The 22685-nt window shown below is 54.7% G+C and carries 18 protein-coding genes; 9 read left to right on the plus strand and 9 right to left on the minus strand.

What is annotated here, in order from left to right:
* Positions 1–31 precede the first annotated feature (31 nt).
* From MHI24_RS20220 to MHI24_RS20250, 7 genes are all read right to left on the minus strand, one after another.
* The gene (locus MHI24_RS20220; protein ID WP_340021328.1) at positions 32–1135 is read right to left on the minus strand and encodes a response regulator; all 1104 of its coding nucleotides are present in this window, start codon (positions 1133–1135) and stop codon (positions 32–34) included.
* An 11-nt stretch (positions 1136–1146) separates the two neighbouring features.
* Positions 1147–4245, minus strand: a complete 3099-nt coding sequence (locus MHI24_RS20225; protein ID WP_340021329.1) for an ATP-binding protein — start codon at positions 4243–4245, stop codon at positions 1147–1149.
* Positions 4246–4370: 125 nt separating this feature from the next.
* Positions 4371–5927, minus strand: coding sequence for a bifunctional peptide-methionine (S)-S-oxide reductase MsrA/peptide-methionine (R)-S-oxide reductase MsrB (gene msrAB, locus MHI24_RS20230; protein WP_340021330.1), 1557 nt, complete (start codon positions 5925–5927; stop codon positions 4371–4373).
* 18 nt (positions 5928–5945) lie between these two features.
* Positions 5946–6665, minus strand: a complete 720-nt coding sequence (locus MHI24_RS20235) for a cytochrome c biogenesis protein CcdA (RefSeq protein WP_340021331.1) — start codon at positions 6663–6665, stop codon at positions 5946–5948.
* A 45-nt stretch (positions 6666–6710) separates the two neighbouring features.
* Positions 6711–7751 (minus strand): ATP-binding protein, encoded by a 1041-nt coding sequence (locus tag MHI24_RS20240; protein ID WP_340021332.1) that lies wholly within the window; start codon positions 7749–7751, stop codon positions 6711–6713.
* Positions 7751–8455: a response regulator transcription factor gene (locus MHI24_RS20245; protein ID WP_340021333.1), complete on the minus strand. Its 705-nt coding sequence runs from the start codon at positions 8453–8455 to the stop codon at positions 7751–7753. Before MHI24_RS20245 ends, MHI24_RS20240 begins: the two co-directional genes overlap by 1 nt.
* A gap of 76 nt (positions 8456–8531) precedes the next feature.
* Entirely contained in the window at positions 8532–8966 is a 435-nt protein-coding gene (locus MHI24_RS20250) for a stalk domain-containing protein (protein ID WP_340021334.1), read from the minus strand.
* A gap of 225 nt (positions 8967–9191) precedes the next feature.
* On the opposite strand from MHI24_RS20250, the gene MHI24_RS20255 reads away from it, so the two are divergent.
* The 4 genes from MHI24_RS20255 to MHI24_RS20270 all read left to right on the plus strand — a co-directional run bounded on the left by MHI24_RS20255 (position 9192) and on the right by MHI24_RS20270 (position 14517).
* A complete protein-coding gene (locus MHI24_RS20255; protein WP_340021335.1) occupies positions 9192–10349 on the plus strand; it encodes a 5-methyltetrahydropteroyltriglutamate--homocysteine methyltransferase in 1158 nt (385 codons plus the stop codon).
* A 558-nt stretch (positions 10350–10907) separates the two neighbouring features.
* Complete coding sequence (locus MHI24_RS20260; RefSeq protein WP_340021336.1) at positions 10908–11975, plus strand: iron-siderophore ABC transporter substrate-binding protein; 1068 nt, start codon at positions 10908–10910, stop codon at positions 11973–11975.
* 1 nt (position 11976) lies between these two features.
* Complete coding sequence (locus tag MHI24_RS20265) at positions 11977–12744, plus strand: (2Fe-2S)-binding protein (protein WP_340021337.1); 768 nt, start codon at positions 11977–11979, stop codon at positions 12742–12744.
* 51 nt (positions 12745–12795) lie between these two features.
* Entirely contained in the window at positions 12796–14517 is a 1722-nt protein-coding gene (locus MHI24_RS20270; RefSeq protein WP_340021338.1) for an AraC family transcriptional regulator, read from the plus strand.
* Between the two features lie 29 nt (positions 14518–14546).
* Here the strand turns inward: MHI24_RS20270 and MHI24_RS20275 are convergent, their stop codons facing one another.
* Together MHI24_RS20275 and MHI24_RS20280 are read right to left on the minus strand one after the other, a co-directional pair.
* Positions 14547–14978 carry a DUF6442 family protein gene (locus MHI24_RS20275; RefSeq protein WP_340021339.1) on the minus strand — a complete coding sequence of 144 codons (432 nt, stop codon included), beginning with the start codon at positions 14976–14978 and terminating at the stop codon, positions 14547–14549.
* The gene (locus MHI24_RS20280) at positions 14975–15181 is read right to left on the minus strand and encodes a helix-turn-helix transcriptional regulator (RefSeq protein ID WP_340021340.1); all 207 of its coding nucleotides are present in this window, start codon (positions 15179–15181) and stop codon (positions 14975–14977) included. Before MHI24_RS20280 ends, MHI24_RS20275 begins: the two co-directional genes overlap by 4 nt.
* Positions 15182–15350: 169 nt before the next feature.
* On the opposite strand from MHI24_RS20280, the gene MHI24_RS20285 reads away from it, so the two are divergent.
* The 5 genes from MHI24_RS20285 (at position 15351) to MHI24_RS20305 (ending at position 22672) form a co-directional block, all read left to right on the plus strand.
* Positions 15351–17084, plus strand: a complete 1734-nt coding sequence (locus MHI24_RS20285) for an ABC transporter ATP-binding protein (protein WP_340021341.1) — start codon at positions 15351–15353, stop codon at positions 17082–17084.
* Entirely contained in the window at positions 17081–18805 is a 1725-nt protein-coding gene (locus MHI24_RS20290) for an ABC transporter ATP-binding protein (RefSeq protein WP_340021342.1), read from the plus strand. The genes MHI24_RS20285 and MHI24_RS20290 overlap by 4 nt, the downstream gene beginning before the upstream one ends.
* An 83-nt stretch (positions 18806–18888) precedes the next feature.
* Positions 18889–20436 carry a GGDEF domain-containing protein gene (locus MHI24_RS20295; RefSeq protein WP_340021343.1) on the plus strand — a complete coding sequence of 516 codons (1548 nt, stop codon included), beginning with the start codon at positions 18889–18891 and terminating at the stop codon, positions 20434–20436.
* Positions 20437–20571: 135 nt separating this feature from the next.
* A complete protein-coding gene (locus tag MHI24_RS20300) occupies positions 20572–21150 on the plus strand; it encodes an RNA polymerase sigma factor (protein ID WP_340021344.1) in 579 nt (192 codons plus the stop codon).
* Positions 21143–22672: a hypothetical protein gene (locus tag MHI24_RS20305; protein ID WP_340021345.1), complete on the plus strand. Its 1530-nt coding sequence runs from the start codon at positions 21143–21145 to the stop codon at positions 22670–22672. Before MHI24_RS20300 ends, MHI24_RS20305 begins: the two co-directional genes overlap by 8 nt.
* Positions 22673–22685 lie beyond the last annotated feature (13 nt).

Genomic DNA, 22685 nt, shown 5'->3' on the forward strand with positions numbered 1-22685 from the left:
GCCTGTTTCCGGGCAATCGGCTTTTGTCTGCTTACCTGATTAAATGGTGCATCAACTCACGGATGGGAGCGCCCGGCTGCGTTCCGAGCTCCTGCAGCAGAACCTCCTCCAGCTTGCGGTACCGCCGGATGGCCTCGCTGGTCCGCCCCAGTCCGATCAACAGCCGCAGGACGTGCACGGCGATATCCTCACGCAGGGCATCGGTCAGGAGGATTTGCTCATAGGCCTGCAATGCCTGTTCCACCTCATGCTGCTCCAGAAAGAGACGGGCGGCCAATTCCAGCAGCTCCATATAATCCTGCTCCAGACGGCGTGCCTTGGTGCCGGCCCACTCATAGGTTTTGCCCTTAAGGAAAGGTCCGGTATACCAGGCTGCCGCCTGCTTCAATCGTTCCTTGCGCCCGTCTCCGCCCAGCCGGATTTCCCTCAGCACCTGCTCAAACACATACAGGTCACAGGACAGGGAATTCTCTACAATCTGTACTTCATTCCGGCCCGCCAGCAGGCAGACCTTAAGCCCGCTATCACTGATAGCCTTGCGGATATAATATAGATTGCTGTTCAGGTTGTTGCTCGCCTTGTCGGAATCAAACCCGCTCCACAGGGTATCCATGATCTCGTCACGGCTGACAGAGCGCTTATATAGGAGAAAAGCGAACAACTCCTCCGTCTTGGGACTCCTCAGCTTAAGGGGCCTCCTGTCCGGACCGGGGTGCACCAGCTTAAACCCGCCAAACATGTACACCTCAAGCATAGGCTCCGCCTGCGGGCGTACCGGCCGCCTCTGGATTTTGTCCAGGGCTTGCCTCACGCGTTCGGCCGATACCGGCTTCAGGATGTAGTCTGTCGCGTTAATATCGAATGCCTGAAGGGCATATTCCTCATAGCCGGTGACGAATACGATGTCCATGGCCGGGTACAGCTCGTGAATCTGCCTGGACAGATTCATCCCGTGTACCTCCGGCATAGAAATGTCCAGAAAAGCAACATCCACAGGGTTCTCCCTGACATATTCATAGGCCATGAGCGGATTCTGGAAGGTCTGGCAGACCTCAATCTCACCGCTCTCTGACAGAATCCGGCTGAGCCGTTTCAGTGAAGGCTGTTCATCATCGACAATGATTGTCCGCAGCATCTATTCACCCCCTAATGCATTAAAGACTCAGCTGGAAGATCGAACCAAATTCTGGTGCCGTTCCCCATGCTGCTCTCAATCTGTAGCTCCCGGCCATACAATAGCCTGAAGCGCTGTCTGATATTCCATAGCCCTACTCCTTTTTTATCTATATCGGCCTTCTGTAAATCTTCGAGCAGCTCAGGGCTCATTCCCTGCCCGTTGTCCTCAATGGCCAACCGGATCTCGCCACTGTCCAGCCGGACAGCGGACAGTCTGACCAGGCCGCCTTGATAACCGGCCATCAGCCCATGCCGGATGGCATTCTCGACCAGCGGCTGAAGCATCAGCGGCGGGATGGGAACTGCTGTATCCACCTCAATCTCATAGTCTACCTGCAGCCGGTCTCCGAAGCGCACCTTTTCAATATAGACATAGGCTCTAACCAGATTCAGCTCCTTCTCAAGGGTCGTCAGCGATGCAAGCTGCTTGAAGTCAAAGCTGGCCCGTAAATAATGCGATAGCTTGAGCGTCAGCTCCTCCGCCTGATCCGGCTCGTCCACACATAATTCTGCGATGGCATTCAGCGCATTATAGAGGAAGTGCGGATTGATCTGTGCACGCAAAAAGGCAATCTCGTTGTCACGGGCTTCTTTTACAGCGGTCTTCAGTTGAATCAGACTGCGGATGCGGGCGAGCAGCTCCTCGGCTTCAAAGGGCTTCTCCACATAATCGTTGGCTCCGTTCTCCATCGCCAGCCGGATCTCGGCAGCCTTGTTACGGGCCGTCAGCATGAGCACCGGCAGCTCGAAGAGGGAATACTTGGCTCTTATCTGCTCCAGAACCTCATAGCCCGTCATGTCCGGCATCGCAATATCCAGCAGCACCAGGAGAAAATCTGCCCTGCGGGTGAGCTCATCCAGAGCAAGCTGGCCGCGGTGTACAGCAACCATGGAGTAGCCGGCAAGCGATAGCAGACTGACCATGGCCTGGAGATTGGCATAGTCATCGTCCACCACGAGGATCCATTGATTAAGTCTGCCGGCAATGACCTGGGGGTACACAGGCTGGAGCATTCCTGCCCTTACCTGAGGCAGCTCCTTCTCCCAGGGATGCTCGGAGCTCTCTTGCTGCTGCTCATCAGGATCTGCCAGAGGCAATGTGAAGTAGAACTCCGATCCCTCCCCGGGGCTTGAGACTGCGTGAATGGTTCCCCCGTGCAGCTCGACCAGCCTCCGGGTGATGCTGAGTCCGAGACCGGTTCCGCCAGAAGGCTTGTCTGCCGGGCGCTCCGCCTGCTCGAAGTCCTCAAAGATCCGCTCCAGCATATGAACGGGAATGCCCCATCCGGTATCCCGGACACTGATCTTGGCCCATCCGCGTTGTACCTCAGCCTCAATACTCACCAGCCCGTTGTCGGAATACTGCACTGCGTTGCCAAGCAAGTTATGCAGGATTTGAATCAAGCGGTTGCTGTCTGCCCGCACAGCCGGGAAATCCGCCGGAATCCGGTTCTCGAAGGTAATCGTTTTTCCGCCGAGCAGAAACCAATGAATCCGCAGAACGGAATCTGCAACCGCCCGCAGATCCACGCTGCCGGGGTACAGCTTGAAGTCGCCGTGCTTCATTTTGGAATAATCCAGCAGTTCATTTACCAGCAGCGTTAATCTTCTTCCGCTTCCCATTACGATAGCCAGATTACGGGTCTGATTGTCCGTCAGCGGACCCTCCGCTCCCTTCAGCAGGGTGTCCGTGATGCTGACGATGGCATTGAGCGGTGTTTTCAGCTCATGGGAGGTGGCAGACAGGAATTCATCCTTGAGCTTGTCCATATCCAGCAGCCGGATTCGCATTTTGTCCATGGTATTGTAAGCTTCGAAGAACCAGAGGATGATCAAGAGTATGACTACCAGATTAAAGACCACCATATAAAATTGCGCAAGAACAAGGTCCTCTTTGATGGACATCCCAAGCAATAGGGCATCGACTGAATAAAGGTTGAGGGTGAGCGTTACCAGGAACAGCAGCAGCGACTTCAGGGCATTGGCGGCAGGGCCGCGGATGTGAAACCAAGCTGCCCTCCAGAGCAGGGCAAACAGAAGCGCTTCATAGCAAACTCCGATAAACGTGGAGAATTCTGTGTATGCACGGATCGGCAGAAGGATCGACAGGACGACGAAGCCGCCAAGAAATACGGCTACCAGCCGCGCCTGTCTTAAGGAAACCAGGCTGCGTGACATCTGGTTGAACAAGAAGGTCAGCAGAATGAAGCAGAGGATGGAGAAGATGTCCTTGACTTTATATATAACTACAAAAGGAACATCGGGCATGAACAAGAGCAGCGGACGTTCACCGACAAGGCCGTGATAAAGAGTATAGAGAAAGCAGATAAGGGAATACAGCAGAAGGGTAATGTCCCGCTTGCGGTAAAAGGCTGCCACCAAATAGCAGATCAGACACACCATAGCGAGCGTACTGAGGCTGGCCAGCATGGTGAACTCTCTTGCTGTGCTCTTCTGCTGATGCTCCATCATCGCTGATTGCTCGCCAAAGTACAGCGAAACCGGGATTCCGCCGTTGACATAATCGAAATTCGCCACCTGAATGAGAATCTCCGCTTCACCAGCCGCTGAAAAAAAGCCGATCTGCGGTTTATTTCCGGGCACATAAGAGGAGGAGTTGCTTGCTGGCGCGCCATCTTCAAACAGCTTATGACCATTGACAAATATGGCGCTGGAGAAGCGGATATTGGTCTTTTTAATCGCATAAACAGTGTTAGCGGGGGCATTCTTCAGCACCATACGGTAAGTGGCGTAGCCAAAGGCCGGAATAGGCTTCCCTTCGACCAGACTGCCGTTCCAGGGGGAGGGAACTGTCATCCAGATCATCGGTTTGGGCGGGTTCACTGCCTTGAAATCGCCGGAAGTAAGCAGCTGATTCCAGTAGAACTCCCACTCTCCATCCAGCTTAATGCGCTTATCCACGGCGGGGTTCCACGTAGAAAGATCCATAACGCCTTTCCGTACCTGAAGGTGCTGCGCCCCGTAATCTCTGTTCAGGAACACCGAAAGGGGGATGAGCGAGCAACCAATGAAGCTGATCAGAATGATCAGAATAGCTCTTCTGCGCAATATTGCCCGCTCCTTTATCATCATGAGTCATTAGTCCCGGTATAACTAATCAACCATTAATACTAGCAGCTAACTGATAGGCTTTCAATTAGAATTTACACGGAAAAAGTCTATATTTGTCGGATCTACTGCACCAGCCCCATCAAATATCCGTAATGCTCCCCCTTCATCTGGTCCAGCGTGATGAAGCGGATAGAGGCGCTGTTGATGCAGTAGCGCTTGCCGCCGCGGTCAGCGGGGCCGTCGTCGAAGACGTGACCCAGGTGGATGTCGCCGGATTGGCTGCGCACCTCGGTGCGTTCCATACCGAAGCTGGTATCCGTGTGGTAGGTGACGACCTGCGGGGCAATGGGCTTCGTGAAGCTGGGCCAGCCGCAGCCGGAGTCGTATTTATCCTTGCTGGAGAACAGCGGCTGGCCGGTGGCGATATCGACATACAGGCCGGGCTCGTAGTTATCCCAATATTCGTTGCTGAAGGCATGCTCGGTATCATTATTGACGGCTACCGCATATTGTTCAGCGGTAAGTTGCTGCTTGAGCTCTGCATCTGAAGGGCGCGGGTATTGGACCGGATCAATAACCGGCTCTTGCCCGTCCAGGATTCTCAGGTCGATGTGGCAATACCCGTCCGGGTTCTTCGCCAGGTAATTCTGATGATATTCCTCCGCCAGATAGTAGTTCTGAAGAGGAAGGACCTCCGTTACGATCTTCTTGTCATACTTCGTCTGCTCCTGCGCTACGGCCTGCTGAATGATCGCTGCATCCTCCGGGGACGAATAGTAGATTCCCGTCCGGTATTGGACGCCCTGGTCATTGCCTTGCTTGTTCAGGCTGGTTGGGTCAATGACCTTGAAATAAGCCTCCAGGAGCTGCTTCAGGGTGACCTGCTTCGGATCATATTTCACATGCACCGTCTCCGCGAACCCCCGGTCCCCGCGTATGACATCCTCGTAGGTCGGATTCTCGCCTTCCCCGTTGGCATAACCGGAGGTAACGTCCTGAACGCCCTGGATGCGGGACATGTAAGCCTCGACACCCCAAAAGCAGCCGCCCGCCAGATACAGATTCCGCAGATCCTTGTCAGGTATATTGTTGGTCGTGACTGCTGGCACCGGGGTGGCGGCTGAAGCGGCGGAGTTCATACCCGCGAACGTGTCCTTAATCTGTTCATTGGAGGCATGGCCCGGGAGGGATTTTACTAACATTCCTTCTTCATCGATATAAAAAGAGCTCGGATACGCCCGTACCTGAAACTCCTTCGCCCATGTCCCATCTTCGTCAGGCAGCACGGTCAGATTGTCATATGACTGCCGGTTGAACCAGTCCGTGAATTCCTCAGCGGATTTCTCGCCTTTGTAGCCGGGGGCTACAATCGATACCACCTCGAAATCCTTCTCCTGTCCGGCCAGCGTATTCAGCTCCTCCAGACCGGCAAGACAGATGGAGCACCAGGAGGCCCAGTATTTCACATAGACCGGCTTACCCTTCAGGTCCTCCAGCTTCAGCGAATCACCCTTCAGATCCAGCAAGGCGAATGCCGGTGCCGGCTTCCCCTTGCTCATAGCTGCGGCAGAATCTGTCTTGCCTGCGTCTGCCTCCGGCTTGACGCCGCAGGCGGCAAGGACCGCGAGCAATCCGCCAATGACCAGAAGCATGCCGAACCATTTCCATGTCTTCTTCATGCTTGCTTCCTCCTTCCGTTATTGAATCCAGCTTACCAATGTGTTCAGTTGGTCGGTCATAAGCAGCAGCCCCATGACGACCAGGAGGCAGCCGGAAGCGATCTTGATGCCGCCCATGTACCGGTACAGGCGGCGAATCCGCTGGAGCAGAACCTCCGAGAAGACGGCCAGGATGAGAAAAGGAATCGCCAGACCCAGCGTATACAGCAGCATCAGGAATCCACCGTAGGCCGGGGAGCCTTCACCGGCGGCGATGCTGAGAATCCCCGCGAGGACCGGGCCGATGCAGGGCGTCCACCCGAAGCTGAACGTCAGGCCAAGCAGGAAGGCTCCGAGATATCCTCCCTTGGTGGCGCGCTGGCTTGACAGCTTCTTTTCCCGTTCGAGCCAGGAGAGCCTGATGAGTCCCGTCTGATAGATGCCGAATAGCACCACGATGACTCCGCAGACGGCAATGAACCGGGGGCTTGAGATGAGATTGCCCAGGATGCCGGAGCCGAAGCCCAGAATAATGAACACGACCGAGAGTCCGAGCACGAGCAATAATGTCCGCAGCAGGAACACCGAACGGAACCGGAAGGCGCTTGCCGCATCTGTGCCCTGAACCATCGTACCGCCAGCCATGCTTCCCGACAGATACGAGACATAGACCGGAAGCAGCGGCAAGATACATGGCGCAAAAAACGACAGCCCCCCCGCGCCAAACACACCAAGCAGAAAAACAAGCTCACCCGCCATCTCCATCACCCCCTTATAAAGTACTGCTTCGCTACAGCGCCAAGCTTACCGGCTGGTATAGACCGGAACGGTGAACCAGAAGCGGCTGCCCGCGCCCTTAATGCTGTCTACGCCAATCTCGCCGCCATGCAGCTCAACAATCGATTGGGCGATGGCGAGACCTAGCCCGGCGCCGCCGCTATTTTTGCTGCGTGATTTATCGATCCGGTAGAAGCGTTCGAAGATGCGTGAGGTCTCCGCCGCATCGATTCCCTGGCCTTCATCCGTCACGGAGATGCGCAGGAACGGGCCGTCCTCGGCAGCCGCCAGCACGATATTTCCGCCCGCGGGAGAATGCTGAATGGCATTCTGCAGCAGATTGGACAGCACCCGCTTAATCTGTGTGGGCATCATCAGGGCCGCAGGCAGCTTATCCGGCAGCTCGATCTCTACCTTCAGCTGCTTCTCCGCCAGATGGAACGAGAAGCTCTCCAGCGTGCTGATCAGCAGCTCATCCGCATGGCAGGGCTGCGGGTCGAAGGTTCCGCCGCTGGCCTCCAGGCTGGATAGCTCAAAGAGGTCCTGAATCAGCCCGGCCAGCCGCTTCGTCTCCAGCCGGATGGTGTTCAGATACCGCTGGAAGGTCGCATCGTCCTTGATCACATCATCCTCCAGCGCTTCCACGAATGACTGAATGGAGGCGAGAGGGGTCCGCAGATCATGCGAGACATTAGCAATCAGCTCCCGCCGGGCGGACTCGGACTGGTGGAGATGGTCGAAGCTCTCTTTTAACTTACTGCTCATCTCATTGAATTGCCGGGCCATCAGCTTGAACTCGTGCGGGCCAATCGTGGGAACCTCGGTGTGGAAATCCCCCTCAGCAATCCGCACCGTCTGCTCGGTAATCCGGGCAATGGACTTCTCCACCGGCCGGGTCAGGAGGTGCTGCACGATGAAAGAGAACAGGGCGATGCCGGCGGTGATGCCGGAGAGGTAGTAGAGCTGGTCAATGGTGAGCAGCATCCGGGAATAGCTGACGAAGAGACAGACCAGCAGGACGCCGATGCCGGTGAAGCTGGACAACAACAGATAGGTGCGCAGCTTCATCAGATACCGTCACCCGCAAACTTATAGCCGATGCCCCAGACCGTCTTGATATATTTCGGGTCGGAGGGAGCGGGTTCAATCTTCTCGCGTAATCTTCTTATATGCACAGTAACTGTGGTCGTGTCTCCTTCGTAGCTGAAATCCCAGACTTTGCTCAGAATCTGCGTCCGCGAGAACACCTGCCCCGGATGGCTGGCCAGCAGATACAGCAGCTCGAACTCGGTCACCGTCAAGTCCATCGCCTGCCCGCCGATCTCCACGGTGCGCTTCCCTACATCGATAGTCAGCCCTTCGTACTTAATCGTGTGCTCCGCAGCGGTAGCGGGCGATACCTGGACAACTCTCATCCGGCGCAGAATCGCCTGCACCCGCAGCACCAGCTCTCTTGGACTGAAGGGCTTGGTCAGGTAATCATCCGCCCCCATCGTCAGCCCCATCAGCCGGTCCTGCTCCTCGCCGCGCGCCGTCAGCATGATGATCGGGAGATCATCGGTCTGCCGGATCTCGCTGCACACCTCCCAGCCGTTCTTGTGCGGCATCATCAGATCGAGCACCATCAGACTGGGCGGCTGGCTGCGCCATAGCTCTAACGCCTCCAAGCCGTCCTTGGCGGTGGTGACCACATACCCTTCCCGTTCCAGATACCTGCGGCACACATCGGTAATATTCGGATCATCATCAGCGACCAGCAAGCGTTCGTTCATCTTAAACCCACCCCATATCCGTAAAAATCCATTTGATTCCATCATATCATATGGCGGGGGCACTGCTCTGTCTGGCTTATTCCATAGCCCCGGCAGGCTTCATGTACATGTTCACTACCGTATCCGCCACATAAGTGCTGCCATCATACAGGGCCGGAGCCATGCTCAGATTGACCGTTTTACCGTCGACCATCATTTTTTTCGACCCGATCATGATCTTGATCATCTTGGCCGCCGGCATCATGGTATCATCCATCATCTTACTGTCGTCCATCATCTTGCCATCGTCCATCATCTTGTCCATGTACATCAGCGAGACGGAGCGGTCTTTGCTGTTCCATTCAATGCTGTAGCCGTACATCATGGCCGCCTGTCTTAAGTTCATCAGCTCCATGCCGTCTTTCTTCATCGTCTTGATGCCTGCCGCCGCACCGGCGATGCCGGACACCGCCAGAGAGAGAACCAGTACCGCTGTCATCATGAACCGTTTGCCTGCTTTGCTGTTACCCATGCTAATCACGCTCCATTTCGTTGTAGTGGTTACAGGGAACAGAATAAGCGGGAGAGCTTACGATTCTCTAAGCGAAATCTTACGATTGTATTACGGCAGCGGAGAAGCAGTATAACTTTTGACTATAGCCAGGTATCAAGTTTAAGTGTTACGTCCTTGAGCGTTCTCCATGCTAGAATTTATACACCAAGACAGAACAGTGAGAGACTAGAGGAGGACTATAATATGTGCGAGAGATTTCAGATCGTAGGCAGCCTGCTGCGTCCGGCGGAGCTATTAGAATATAAACAGCAAATCGAACACCGGGACGATATTCAATATCCGTTCTATGGAGACTTCCAGGGGTATGAGCAGTGTGAAGCAAAGGCAATTCAGACGGTAGTGGAGCAGGAGAAGGAGAACGGGCTGTCGATTCTGACTGATGGAGAATATTCCAAGTCGATGTGGCATCTGGACTTCGTGTGGGGCTTCCAGGGGATTCAGCGTTATATTGCCGATCACGGGTATTTCTTCAGAGACATTGACGGCAGCTCCAAATACGAGACGCGAAAAGACATCGGCCTCCGCATCACCGGCGAGCTGGGCGGGAAGAATCACCACTTCCTTCAGGCGTACCGCCAGCTTCAGGACCATGCCGGAGACCGGGAGACGAAGCTGTGTGTGCCTTCGCCGTCCCATATTTTCGGAGAGCTGTCCTGGTCGGATAACATTGGCGGCGAAGGTGCAGTGTACCAGAACCGCGATGAGCTGAAGGCAGGGCTCGTGAAGGCGTATAAGGATTTTGTTGGGGAATTCGCAGCTGCTGGCGGCAAAATCCTTCAATTCGACGACTGCCTCTGGGAGCTGTTCGCGGACGATAATCCGAATTCACCGTTCACCGGCGAGAAGGTCAATCATGAGGAAGTACAGAGTCTTGCTGCAGACTTCATTGATATTAACAATACGATTATCGATTACGGGCACAGCCTGGGGCTGAAAATGTGGACCCATAACTGCCGCGGTAATTATGATTCGCGCAATATGGGCGGCGGCTCCTATGTGAAGATTGCCAACCTGTTCCTGAAGCAGCTGAAGTATGACCGCTTCTTCCTGGAGTGGGACGATGAGCGCGCTGGCTCGCTGGAGGCACTTGCCGTGTTCAAAGATAGACCGGAGACGGAGATCGTGCTGGGCCTGCTGTCCTCCAAGACGAGCACGCTGGACGATGAGGAACGTGTTCTGAGAATGCTGGACGAAGCCTCCAAAATCATTCCGAAGGAGAGACTGCTGCTCTCCCATCAATGCGGCTTCGCCTCCTGTGACGGGGGTAATGAGCTGACGCAAGCGGAGCAATGGGCGAAGATCAGACAGGGGCAAAAGATTGCTCAACAATATTGGGCTTAACATCATTAATTAGACAATAACTGTTCTTAAAAGCAAGCCCGCACCTGGAAACAGGATGCGGGCTTGTTGCTGTTTAGGAAGTCCACTGAACGAGGAGCAGATGGTGCTGCTGCGCCAAAGGTGGCCCATGCTCCACAGCCAGTAACATTTATAGAAAAATCCTGCAGGAAGTGCAACAATACTGCTCCTCACAAGCGGTTTATGTCGAAATTATGCAAGAAATGCAACAATTTTAGCGCTAATCTGCTCTAGACTCCGAAATTTGTGCAAATAATGCAACATTGTACATTCAGTAAGTAATAGTTAAAGAGGAATCCTGCAAAAATTGCAACAATTTTCTATACAAACGGCCGGAAGTCCAAAACTTCTCTGGAGTCACGGCCAATCCCCCCAAAAAAACGTTAGCCCTTTTTATATAGCTAAACACGATGTCGCATTTATCCGGCCGCAATGTCGCAAAAGTACATGGAAACAAAGGCGGCAAATCGGATATACTCGCTTTAACAATTATGATAATGAAAATCATTATCACATAATAGATATTAGGGGGATTTCAGCATGAACAGAGCAACAAGGGGACAGAAGGCCGGACGGAAGAAACACGCCACCCGGAAATCAGGACTATTCATGGTATGTATGCTGGCACTGGTACTCGTGCTGGCAGCTTGCGGAACTGGAGGGGGCAACAATGCAGGCACAACTGCACAGCCGTCAGCGTCAGCCGAGCCGTCTCCGTCATCAGAAGCACAAGCTCAGGCCACGCCGGAGGCACAGGCTACAGCAGCCTACCCGGTTACCCTCACACATATCAAGGGTGAATATACGCTGACGGAGAAGCCGAAGGTAATCGCTGTGCTTGACGTGAAATTCGCCGATCAGCTGATCGCGCTGGGAGAGAAACCGGCAGGCAGCGTTGTTGCCGGAACCAAGGACGAGTTCCCGGAATATCTGAGTGCTCAGATGGACGGTGTGAAGGTCCTGGGTACCCGGGATGAGCCCAATCTGGAGGCGATTGTGGCGCTGAACCCGGATCTGATTCTGATGACAGACTTCCAGGAGGAAGCCTATGAGAGCGTAAGTAAAATTGCGCCTACGATCGTCCTGGACTTCTATGAGGATTGGCGGGATACGCTAGCTACCATCGGTACAATTACAGGCAAGCAGGCAGAAGCTGAAGTGGTGAAAAAGGACTACGAGGACAAAATCACCGGACTGCGGGAGCAGCTGTCGGCGAAGCTGGGTGACGAGACGGTAGCGCTGATCCGTCCGAGACCGGAAGGGATCCGGGTACATGGTCCCGAGCACCGGACCGGAAGCATTTTATATGAGGATCTGGGATTAAAGGCTCCTGCGTTCGTTCAGGCAATCAAAGATGACACCTCAATTGAAATATCGATGGAGACCGTCGCTGATATCGGGGCAGATCACTATTTCCTGCTCTCGGATGATCTATTCGCCAAAGAGGCAGAGGCGCTGGCCAGCAGTCCGATCTGGAAATCCCTTGAGCCAGTCAAGAATAACCGTGCCTATGAAGTGAATTCAACGCTCTGGATCGCTTATTATGGTCCGCTTGCAATCAATATTATTGTGGATCAGGCCGCAGAGGCGCTGCTCGGAGCGAACTGAGATGGACCGCTATCTGTCGTCGGCCTCCTGGAGGGAACTGGCGGAGGATTTCTGGATGATGCTGGGGGAGCCGCCTGCGGACAGTGTCCGCACCATTGCTCTGAGTGAACTGCAGGACGAAGCGGCATGCCGCGAATATGTCAGCTGGTTTAAGGATTATATCGGTGCGCCGGATACGCAGGTTGCGGCTTCCATGCTGGCCAAACGGATCGGTTATCTGTGGATTGCGCCAATGTTGACCGCTATGACTTTGCATAATCGTGAGGTGCTCTTCCCGCTGGACAGAAGCTTCCTCTACCACCCGGCCTCTACAGAAGAGACGACCTTTCCTTTCCTGGCGGTGGACGGAATTCAGTCATCCTCACCGGCGGATGATCGTGAGGTGTGGCGCGAAGCGGTTGTAGAGGAGAATTTTGCGGCACGGCTTGCCCCGATGCTGCAGACGCTTGCCACGGTTGGGCCTGTCTCGATGGCCGTGCTGTGGGAGAATATTATGGTGCGGATTGCCCCGCTGTATGCGTCTGGAACAGACCCATCCGGCCAAGCAAGGCTGCGGGTGCAGGAGGATTTTGCATATCTGACCCGGACGGCCCCCGGCCAATGCTTCGGCGCAAGACGCAATCCGTTCACCCGGTTCACAGAGGGAAATGATGAGTCACCGGTTGCGAAGAGCACGCGTATCACCTGCTGCTTGTACTACCGGATGTCAGAGGAATATTGCAGGAAATGCCCGAAAATTGACAGTGAGAATAAATCTCAACTAAAATGACAGCAGGTCTATCCATTTCGTACAGGATACTGTTGTCAGGAGATGAGAGAAATGCCGCAACAAGAACAGGCAAGTCTATGGAGTGATACGGCGGTCAAGATGCTTGACGTGCGCAGCGGCACTGTGCCGCCCGGTGGTAGTATAAGCGAGACGGGACTGGCGGCTAATCTGCTGCTGCTGGCCATCGGCGGGCAGGGAGGGCTTGTGATCAATGGTGAAGGCTGCCATGTCCAGGCCTCTTTTGCTTGTCATGCTGCCAAGGGATCAGCCTATACTCTGACTGCGGAATCAGACAACATTCATTATACAGCGATCGGCTACAAGGCCATTCCTGTGGCGGGAGCCGCCCATGTGCTCTTCCCTCCGCGCAATCACCCGCTGCGCACTTCGTTTGTGCACCATCCCGCGCTCCCGGCGGAGCTGCATCTGGCGGCGGACAGGATTGCAGCCAAATGGCGCCTGGGCGAAGGGCTGGAACGCTTCCATGCCAATGCGCTGCTGCAGGGGATGCTCTACGAGCTTATTATGGAGCATGAACGCGGCCAGGGCGGCATGGAGCCGGATGTGGTGGAGATTGTTGCCGCCTATATCGAGGGGCATTACCGTCAGGAGCTGGGGCTGAAAGAGCTGGCGGCGCTGGCCGGATGCGGCGTGCGCCAGCTCCAGCGGCGGTTCAAGCAGGAGAAGCGGCTCGGGCCGATGGAATATGTGATCCGTCTGCGGATGGAGAATGCAGAGCGGATGCTGCGTTACACGGACGCTTCTATCGGTGAAATCGCCGAGCGGACAGGCTACCGTGACATGTATTATTTCAGCAGAGCGTTCAAGAAGCATTACGGAGTCCCCCCGCAGCACTACAGACGCACTGCCGCTTCAGCTCCCGGTGCGCTCTCCGCTGCTTCAGGACTGCCGGAACGCTTGACTTCCCCGCAAGGGTCTCAACAGGCTCCGGTGATCCCCCATCTGCGGGGCGAATATGGTGTTACCGCTGCTCCGCAGCGGATCGCCGTACTGGACGTTCAATATGCTGACCATCTGCATGCGCTGGGGATGTCCCCCGCAGGAAGCGTAGGCTTCGGAAGCAGAGAGCTGAACTTCCCCGCTTATTTCCGGGAGAGGTTAAGGGGAACGGAAATGCTTGGAACCTATGAGCACCCGGACCTGGAGGCAGTTGAGCGGCTGCGGCCGGATCTGATTATCTGCACCGAGGTGCATGCTCCGCAGTATGAACGCCTGAGCCGGGTGGCGCCGGCGATCATGTTCAAGCGCAATGAGAGCTGGCAGACGATTCTGCGCCTGTTCGGCGAACTGACCGGCAAGCAGGCGGAGGCGGAACGGATGATTGCCGGTTACCTCCGCCGTACGGCGTTGCTGTCCGCTGAGCTTGCTCCGGTATTGGCCGGTAAAAGCGTTGCACTAATCCGCCCGCGGGATTCAATAGTCCGGGTACATACGGCTTCGCACCGCACAGGTGCTGTGCTGTACCGCGACCTTGGTCTGCCTGCTCCGCAATTTGTGGCCGCCCCTTCCTCCGACACGGCTTATCACATTTCCGTAGACAGACTGCCGGCTGTGCATGCGAATTATTACTTTCTGCTAAGCAACGAGACGATGCAGGAGGGAATATCCCTGACAGAGCAAAGCGTGAGGGGTATGCTGGGTACAGACCCGCAGCGTATCTACCCGGTGGATGCGGCTACCTGGATCGGCTGCTATGGACCGACAGGCATCAATTGTATTGTGGATCAGGTGGCCCGGGCCTTGCTGGCTTAGGCGTGTTAAGTAGCCAAGCCGGAATCGTCTCACATCTCCCTATCATACTTCAGGCGGTAATACGTCCCGTACCCGATAGTGAACAGGTAGGCGAATACCAGTAACAGCACCACGGTGAGCTCGGTCTCCATCAAGGCGAAGGCCAGCATCAAGGCTCCGAACACAAAAACCATCATATCATAGGCTTTCGCCTTCGCCCGGTTGGCAATGGCAACATTACGTTCATCGTTCTTGTTGATCTCAAGCTGCTTGGCGATGGCGGGGCTGTTCTTCAGCGCACGCCTCCCGATCAGTTCCCCCATTCCGCCGCCGAACAGGCCGCAGCCTATTCCGATACAGACATAAGGCAGTGACCGCAGCACCCCCTGCGGGTCTGGAGTAGTTCGAATAAGGTACAAACTGCCCGCCAGCAAGAGTAGACCAGCAATGACCAGAACATAAGCGGTGACCGATTTCTTCATCTCTTCTCTTCCTCCTCATAAATAAAAATCTCCTCAATACTGAGTCCAAAATACCGGGCAATCTTGAATGCGAGCAGAATGGACGGGTTATAACGGCCGTTCTCCAGTGAACCAATCGTCTGCCTGGACACCTCAAGCGCCGCTGCCAGCTCTTCCTGCCGGATTCCGCGCTGCTTGCGCAGCTCTTCCAAACGGTTATTCATGGAATCCCTCTTTCATGGAAAGTTAACTTTACATAAGGAGTGTAGCGCATTATGTAATGGATGTAAAGCGTGCTTTCCATTTTTGGGCGTATAGAGAGGTTGGTCACTCCCCATATGCGAACATCTGTGCTACAATAGGCTTTGTGAATATATGGAAGGCGGTGGGGCTGTGACTGCAGGGCAGTGGGTGATCAAGTTCATGCGGATGCACAGGTGGGTGTTTGTATGCGGATTCCTCGTAACTACGGTGATGACGCTGGTTAATCTGAGCTATCCGTTTCTGGGCGGGAGGATGATTAATATTGCTTTTTATGATCAGGATCTGAGTGCATTTATGAATCTGTGTCTGGTCTATGGCGGTATTCTTCTGTTCAATCAGTTTATTGTGGCGACGCTGAACAATCTGATCTCCTCGCATTTAATGACGGGGTTCGTGTTCGATATCCGGCGGGCGCTGTTCCGCAAGATTCTGCACCAGCAGGGGAAGGATCTCTCCGGGATGTACAGCGGCGATCTGATCAGCCGGATGAACCGCGATGCCACGGACATTATGAATCTCGTCTTCTGGAGTGGTCTCTGGGGATATTCCAATCTGCTGCATATTGTGTTTGCCGTGGGCTTCATGTTCTATTATCATGTCCTGCTGGGCGTGTTCACTGTTGTTCTGGTCCCTGCCATATTCCTGGCTTCGAGATACTTCAAGCAGCGGGCGCTTAGCGTTAACCGGGATCTGGCGGAGGAGCAGGGCAGGCTGTCCTCATACTTATTTGAGATTGTGGCCAATATGCGGGAGATCAAGCTCCTGAATGCGGGGAAGCAGGCTGCTAATACATACTTGAGAAAAACGGTCTCGATCCATGGCATGAATGTAGAGAATGGAAGAATTGAAGTGACCACGGAGCGGGTGAATGCCTTCATCTCGCTTGCCGCACAGCTGCTGCTGTTCCTGATCTGCGCCTATCTTATTGCCGAGGGCCGGATGCCGCTGGGGGTATTCGTGGCTGCTGCCAGCTATTTCAATATGGCGGTGACTTACTTCAGCTCGATTAACAGCAAGATTACCGATGCCTGGCGGCAGACAATCTCCTTGCAGCGGGTAGCGGGTATACTGAATCAGGAGGAGGAGGATTACAGGGCAGACCTGCCGCCTGTGCTGATTCAGAAGGGAACTGTGGAATTCCGTGATGTCCGCTTCGGATACACTGAAGGCAGGCCGGTGCTGGACGGTTTCAATCTGCGCGTGGAGGGTGGAAGCACGATCGGCATCGCCGGAAGAAGCGGCGCCGGGAAGACGACCATCGGAAATCTGCTCTACAATCTGTATAACGTAGATGACGGCGAGCTGCTGATCGATGGTGTGAATGTGCAGGAGATGAACCTGCACAGCCTGCGGAGCCAGGTGGGAATAGTTCATCAGGAGACGGTGCTGTATGATCATACGCTGCGGTATAATCTTTCTTTTACGAATAACCGGGATAATGACCTGCTGTTAATGGAAGCGCTTAAGAAGGCGGCCCTGCATGAGCTTGTACTGACCTTCCCTGACGGATTGGATACGATGCTTGGCACATACGGCCAGGAATTGTCCGGCGGGCAGAAGCAGCGCCTGAGTATCGCAAGAATCCTGGTTAAGAATCCGAAGATTCTGATCTTCGATGAGGCGACCTCCTTCCTCGACAGCAGAAATGAGACGCTCATCCGGGAGATGATCCGTAAGCTTGCACAGGACCGCACAATGATTATTATCGCCCATCGGCTCTCTACAATCAGGGACTGTGACAGAATCGCCGTTCTGGAGGATGGCGTGGTTACGGGGTACGATACGCATGACGTGTTGATTAGAGAGAACCGGACGTATATCAGCTTATTCAGTGAACAGTGTGAGGGAGGCGAGGCGGTATGAGCAGACGGGCAACGTTCAAGGCATTAACAAGGGATATTGGCGGTATCCGCAAGCCTCTGCTGGCGCTCGCTTTTTTCAAACTTTGGAATTTACTGCTCGGACTTATTCCGTTGTTCCTGTATTCACGGCTCGTTAACCGGGTGCTGGTGGGCCGGAACCTTCATGAGCTGTGGCTGATTATTGCCGGGTATCTGGGAACCTTCCTGCTTACGACGCTCGGGATTGCCGCCAGCAGGCGCTACTCCAACCAGTTGATGCTGAAGTATGACTTGAGAATCAAGCATAAGCTGCTGAATACTGTGCTTCATCTGGATTATGAGGACTATAGCAGATATAGCGTTGGCGATGTCAGAGGCCGGATTGAGCAGGATGCTGCGGTGGCCGGGAGATTTTTCACGACTCATATTCTAGAGTTCATCTACTCTGTGGTGTATGCTGCTGCGCTGGCTGTGATTCTATTATGCTATGATTGGCGGATTGCGCTGCTCAGCTTCATCTTCGTTCCGGTCTCCCTGTGGACGGTGCATCACCTGGGGGAGAAATCGCGGACGGCCGGAGAAGAGCTGTGGACGCTGCAGAACGCATATGAATCCTTCCTGCATGGCAATCTGCAGAACTGGAAGGATATTAAGGCCAATCATCTGGAGGAGGCCCAACTGGCAGAATTGAACAGACATTACATGAGAATCCGGCCGGTCTGGTTCCGTAACCAGCTCTATCTGCATCTGGGCGTCACCTATTCGTTCTTCACCAAGAACTTTATTACCCAACTGTTCATCTACTTTATTGGCGGACTGTTCGTCATTAAAGGATATTCGCAGGTCGGCGTCCTGCTGGTGTTCATCAGCTTCTACGGGCAGTTCTTCGGGTTCATCGAGAGCATCAGCAATGGCATGATCAACTACCGCAAGGATTCGGTGAATATCAGCAAGGTGATTGGGCTGTTAGCGGCAGAAACGGACAAGCGGCCGTACAAGCATATTAACGGAAGCGATGTAGACGTTCAGCAGCTGCGGTTCCGCTATGAGGGGAATGATTCTTTTGCCCTTGAGGACATATCGTTCACAGTAGGCAAAGGGGAGCACCTGGCGATTGCCGGGCTAAGCGGCAGCGGGAAGTCTACTCTGGCGAAGCTGCTGACGGGGCAGCTCAGGCCGCAAGAGGGAAGGATCTGCATTGGCGGCATTGATCTCACTTCAGTCAACAGCGGGAGCATCTCCGCCAAGGTAAGTATTGTGGTGCAGGAGCCGGTATTGTTCAATATGACGATTAGAGAGAACCTGCTGCTGGCTAAGCCCGGTGCAACCGGAGCGGAGCTGGTGGAATGCTGCCGCAGGGCAAGCATCTATCCCTTCATTGAAGCTCTGGAGCATGGTCTGGATACGGTCATCGGTGAGAAAGGGATGAAGCTATCGGGAGGTCAAAAGCAGCGTCTGTCGATTGCCCGGGCGATTCTGCAGGATCGGGACATCATCATCTTCGATGAGAGCACCAGCGCTCTGGACAGCGGGAATGAGAGCGATATTATGGCCGAGCTGAAGAGTCTGTCCGCCGGGAAGACGATGATCTCCATTGCCCACCGCTGGTCTACGGTTCAAGCCTGTGACCGGATTATGGTACTGCAAGCGGGAAGAGTAGCCGCCTGTGATACCCATGAGAATCTCATTAATCATAGTGAGGCCTACAAGCTGCTCTTCCAGAGCCAATATAAGGCAGGCTAAGGCATAACTGTCCATTGACGGCATCTTCACCCGGTAATATATTAAAATTAAATCATGTGACCGGCGGAAGAGGAGAAAAGTAAATGAGCCCGACCCATGTGTGGATTCCCGTCGTATTCTATTGGCTGCCGATGCTCATTTTTTTCTACATGGGGCTTGATGTGCTGCTGCGCAATCCTAAGAAGACTGAACACCGTCTGGTGAGCGCTACTATACTGTGTTATTTCCTGATGTTCCTGGAGGAGTACTTCCGGTATATGCTGCCAATGGAATATAGCCCGCTGCTGGCAGCGGTGTGGTTCTCGAATGTGGGGGTTCTGATTCCGGGACTTGGATTCCACCTGATCGCCCGGTTGATCGGCCTGCATAAGCGGATGCGGCGGCCCTGGTATCCGTATCTGTTCCATATCCTGGCGCTGGCGATTCCGGCCGGGCTGATCAGCCAGCGGTCCTATACCTCTGTACAGATGTTCACCGTAAGCGGAGTCTGGAAATGGCCAGTGGCGAATGGGGCTTACTACGGGACTATGACGGCCAGCCTGCTGCTGAGCTTCATCCCGATTGCCATGCTGCGCAGCGCGCGCAAGTGGAGCGCGGCCGATCCTGCCTACCAGAAGCATGACGGCATCTTCAAGCTGCTGGAGTACGGCTCCTGGGTGACGTTCCTCTGGGTAGCGGTGTTCGGTTATTTTCGCTTCAGTGAAGTGTTGCCGCCCTATGCGTATATTTATGGAGGGCTGATCTGGTGTTTCGTCCTGCGGCTGTCCATGCAGCGGTATGAGTTCCTTAATCATGCAGGGCAGCGTTACAAAAAGATGTTCCAGATCAATTCGCAGGCGGCTCTGCTCGTCTCCCTGAACGGAGACATTAAGGAGGCGAACCTGAGCGCGGAGAAGATGTTCGGGCAACTGGTTCCCGGGAAAGCCAACCTTACCGGTCTGGGGGGTGGAGAGATTGTAGCGAAGCTTAAGGCACAGGACGATATCGGTGAGCTGGAGATGGTCCTGCACAGCGGCGACAGCGTAATTGAGGCCATGATTAACGGGGATTATGTGACCGTAGATCATGAGCTATATGCTGTTCTGCTCATCCGCGACATCCGGCTGCGGAATCAGCATCTGCGGCAGATCGCCTTCATGGCCTACCATGATCCGCTTACCGGGCTGCCGAACCGCAGGCAGTTCTATGACAAGCTGGAGGAGGCGCTGGCAGAAGCCGGGCGGACCGGCGGAGAGCTGGCAATTCTGCTGCTGGATCTCGACCGGTTCAAGCAGGTCAACGACCGCTGGGGCCATGAGGCCGGAGACCAGATGTTATGCAAGGTAGCAGGCATGATCCATCAGCTGGTCCAGCCTGACGGGCTGGCGGCCCGCTTCGGCGGCGATGAATTCGTCATGTTCTGCCCGGTGGGGCGGGAGGGGCATACGGCCGCAGAGCTGGAGCGCAGGCTGCAGGCAGCGGCTGCCCAGGCCACGCTGGATTATGAGGGCGAAGTGCTGAAGATCGACATGAGCGCCGGCCTCAGCCTGTACCCGCAGGACGGATCGGCCCCGGACGCGCTGCTGCGCCAGGCGGATAAGCGGATGTACGAGATCAAGCGGGGTTTTACGGAGGGGAATCACGAGATATGAAGATAACGACGGATATTAAGGGACCCTGACGGGTTCCTTTTCATTTGCGAAGATGGTTACCATAATCAATCTTCGGAGATTAATGAACCAGATTAGCCCGGCCATCGCCTATAGAGTATAACAAGTTAAATGGAGATGAAGCAGTTGGAACAGGAGCAATTATGGCTGCAGCAGTGCCGGGATGGGGAGCAGGATGCATTCTATCAGCTGGTAAAGCCTTATCTGGACCGGGCATACAGCACGGCCAGGGCGATTCTGAACTCCCCGCACTATGCAGAGGATGCCGTCCAGAATGCGATGCTGGAAGCCTATAGAGCCATTATGAGCGGCAAAGAAATCCGCAGCTTCCGAAGCTGGTTCAACCGGCTGGTTGCGATGCGGGCGTTGGATCTGGCCAGAGCACGCTCCAGGCGGTTCAGACAGACAGAAGTGCTGGGGGATCATGAGGAGCCGGGGGATGAGCGGGAACAGCCTTTGGATGCGGTTTTGAAGAAAGAAGAGCAATCCCGGTTGCTGGCCCAGGTCATGTCACTGGATATGCGCCACCGTTCAGTGATTGTGTTGTATTACTATCAGGAAATGTCCGTAGAGGAGATTGCGGATGTGCTGGGCGTCAAGGCCGGGACCGTGAAATCCAGATTGTATAACGCGCGCTTGAAGCTGATGAGTCTGAATGAATCCATTAATCCGAAGAAGGTGATTTTCGATGTCTAAGTTCAAGAACGGGATACAGGGTGAACCGCAGCGGCAGGCAGAGGAAATGGGCGGTGTGCTGAGCCTTCATGCTGCGCCGCAGAGCCTGCATGATTTTGCAAAAAATATTGTGATGCACGCGGCGGCTGCGGAGCCTGCTGCACCTAGCCGTCCGGCCCGCTCCCGCACGAAGCGTCGGCTGATCGGTGCTGCCTGCAGTACGGCTGCTGCTGCTATGCTCCTATTCTCGGCCCAGGTATCGCCGGCCTTCGCCAGTCTGGTGCAATACATTCCCGGCTTCTCGGTGGCCTCCGATTGGCTGACCGCGCTGCGTACCGGTGACGGTGTGCAGAATGCGGGTAATTATGATTACCGGCCATTCCAGCCGGTCGTGATGAGCTTTGGAGATACCAAGGTTAGTCTGAGCGATGTGTATCTGACCAGTGACAAGCTGGTGTACAAGGTCTTTGTCCAGTCGGACAAAATTAGCGGGAGCGTGACCACCTGGCCGGACGGAACGCCGGGGATTGACTACAGCAACGCCGGTTATCACGTAACGAGCAAGGATTTTCCGGGCGCCAGAGCAGGCGGGGTGATGAAGCTTACCCATGATGAGCAGACCGGTGAGCCGATTCTGGTTCTGCCGACCGAGCAGCAGCTGTCGCCGCAGGAGGTGGCCGATTTCCTTGCGGGGAACCCGTCCAAGCTGAGCTTTACCTTCTATGAGCCTCAGGCGGGAGGCGCGGTTCCGTTGAAGCACAGCATGGACGTTCCTTTTGACAAAAGCCAGTGGAAGCAGGACCGGATCATCCCGCAGCAGACCTCTATTCCGGTTATGGTCAACGGAGACCAGCAGGAAATTGAGGTACAGGAGATTAAGCTTACGCCGCTCAGTACCTATGTAACTCTGCATCTAAGCAACACGGACCGGAGCCTGCTGGATATCGATTGGAGCAACCCGTCCATTGAATTGACGGATAACGCTGGCGGTACCTACGAATTTAAAGATTACACCAGCCTGAATACTGTGCCAGGACGCAGCAACGGCGGCTCCGGTACGATCCGGCTGGAGTTTGCTTCTTCACCGTATTTCAGTAAGCAAGCTCGCCAGCTGAATCTGAAGATCGGGCATGTCCAGCTCTCAGAGGTAGGCTCCTTCTCTCTGGCCATGGACGAAGTACTGCCCAAAGTGATCCCGTTCAGCGGCAAGCAGATGCTTCTGACCGAGAGCCGTTATGAAGACGGATTCCTGAAGCTGAAGCTTACGCAGGATGCACAGAACCGTATGAGCATTGACTTCAATATCCCGGGCTATATGGCTAAGGTGCTTCAGTCCCGGGAGCTGTATGATAAGTTCTACGCGGGCAACAGGGATCAGTCAGGCTTCGCCCGGAATATTTTGCAGGTTCAGGAAGGACGCGGAGAATATGAGGTCTGGATTGCGGCCCCTGAGCAGAAGCAGTATGAAGTGGAGATGATTAATGCCGTAACGCAGCGCGAGCAGGTCCAAGTGAATCAGCAGGTTGAACTCAGCGTGCGATAATGGAATTATCCGC

This window comes from Paenibacillus sp. FSL K6-1096, assembly GCF_037977055.1.
In the GTDB taxonomy this organism is placed as follows: domain Bacteria; phylum Bacillota; class Bacilli; order Paenibacillales; family Paenibacillaceae; genus Paenibacillus_AQ.

What these genes read in the sequence shown, in the direction of transcription:
- MHI24_RS20220 (WP_340021328.1), bottom strand. Translation starts at nt 1,135, where the DNA reads ATGCTGCGGACAATCATTGTCGATGATGAACAGCCTTCACTGAAACGG.
- msrAB (WP_340021330.1), bottom strand. Translation starts at nt 5,927, where the DNA reads ATGAAGAAGACATGGAAATGGTTCGGCATGCTTCTGGTCATTGGCGGA.
- MHI24_RS20235 (WP_340021331.1), bottom strand. Translation starts at nt 6,665, where the DNA reads ATGGCGGGTGAGCTTGTTTTTCTGCTTGGTGTGTTTGGCGCGGGGGGG.
- MHI24_RS20240 (WP_340021332.1), bottom strand. Translation starts at nt 7,751, where the DNA reads ATGAAGCTGCGCACCTATCTGTTGTTGTCCAGCTTCACCGGCATCGGC.
- MHI24_RS20245 (WP_340021333.1), bottom strand. Translation starts at nt 8,455, where the DNA reads ATGAACGAACGCTTGCTGGTCGCTGATGATGATCCGAATATTACCGAT.
- MHI24_RS20250 (WP_340021334.1), bottom strand. Translation starts at nt 8,966, where the DNA reads ATGGGTAACAGCAAAGCAGGCAAACGGTTCATGATGACAGCGGTACTG.
- MHI24_RS20255 (WP_340021335.1), top strand. Translation starts at nt 9,192, where the DNA reads ATGTGCGAGAGATTTCAGATCGTAGGCAGCCTGCTGCGTCCGGCGGAG.
- MHI24_RS20260 (WP_340021336.1), top strand. Translation starts at nt 10,908, where the DNA reads ATGAACAGAGCAACAAGGGGACAGAAGGCCGGACGGAAGAAACACGCC.
- MHI24_RS20265 (WP_340021337.1), top strand. Translation starts at nt 11,977, where the DNA reads ATGGACCGCTATCTGTCGTCGGCCTCCTGGAGGGAACTGGCGGAGGAT.
- MHI24_RS20270 (WP_340021338.1), top strand. Translation starts at nt 12,796, where the DNA reads ATGCCGCAACAAGAACAGGCAAGTCTATGGAGTGATACGGCGGTCAAG.
- MHI24_RS20275 (WP_340021339.1), bottom strand. Translation starts at nt 14,978, where the DNA reads ATGAAGAAATCGGTCACCGCTTATGTTCTGGTCATTGCTGGTCTACTC.
- MHI24_RS20280 (WP_340021340.1), bottom strand. Translation starts at nt 15,181, where the DNA reads ATGAATAACCGTTTGGAAGAGCTGCGCAAGCAGCGCGGAATCCGGCAG.
- MHI24_RS20290 (WP_340021342.1), top strand. Translation starts at nt 17,081, where the DNA reads ATGAGCAGACGGGCAACGTTCAAGGCATTAACAAGGGATATTGGCGGT.
- MHI24_RS20295 (WP_340021343.1), top strand. Translation starts at nt 18,889, where the DNA reads ATGAGCCCGACCCATGTGTGGATTCCCGTCGTATTCTATTGGCTGCCG.
- MHI24_RS20300 (WP_340021344.1), top strand. Translation starts at nt 20,572, where the DNA reads ATGAAGCAGTTGGAACAGGAGCAATTATGGCTGCAGCAGTGCCGGGAT.
- MHI24_RS20305 (WP_340021345.1), top strand. Translation starts at nt 21,143, where the DNA reads ATGTCTAAGTTCAAGAACGGGATACAGGGTGAACCGCAGCGGCAGGCA.